Source organism: Gordonia paraffinivorans NBRC 108238 (assembly GCF_000344155.1).
Classification (GTDB): domain Bacteria; phylum Actinomycetota; class Actinomycetes; order Mycobacteriales; family Mycobacteriaceae; genus Gordonia; species Gordonia paraffinivorans.
Map to the genome: position 1 here is coordinate 1 of NZ_BAOQ01000049.1, position 587 is coordinate 587.

At 55.0% G+C, this 587-nt stretch carries 1 protein-coding gene; it reads left to right on the forward strand.

Annotation, left to right across the window (positions count from 1 at the left end):
• Window positions 1-135 precede the first annotated feature (135 nt).
• The coding region (locus GP2_RS21405; RefSeq protein ID WP_006902269.1) for a glycosyltransferase family 2 protein at window positions 136-587 on the forward strand (452 nt) is incomplete at its 3' end.

The following is a 587-nucleotide window of genomic DNA, read 5'->3' on the forward strand; positions in this document are numbered from 1 at the left end:
CTGTGTGTATTCGTGGCCATGTGGGCGCAGCGCCCTGAGGATGAAGGTTCTGAAAGTCGAATCCTAGACGAATTCGAATCGTGGTGGGATTCTGAGACCTGGTTGTCGCGACAGTGAGAATGGTAGGAACCGATTGTGAAGATCTCTCTGGTAATACCTTGCTATAACGAAGAAAGTTCAATCGGGCCTTGCTTAGAAGCAGTAAAGGCCCAGACTCGGCAGTTCGACGAGATACTGGTGGTCGACAACAACAGCACTGACAGCACGGTTGAGGTAGTGGAAAGCTACTTGGGCGAGTTGCCCATTCGAGTGTTGACCGAGGAACGACAGGGTGTCGCTTGGGCGAGTCAGCGCGGCTACGATGAAGCTTCAGGGCAGGTCATCGCGCGTATCGACGCGGATACACGCATTGAGCCGACGTGGGCGCGTGTAGTTGAGGAGTTCTTATTGGCTCATCCCGAGGTCGGAGGCGTGGGGGGGAGCTACTGGTTTTACGACCTGCCTCGATTTAGCTTCCGGAAGTCGGCATTCGCGAATGCTGCAAAATATGGCTCCGACTCATCCGGTCGGTGTTTGGGGCTCATGGG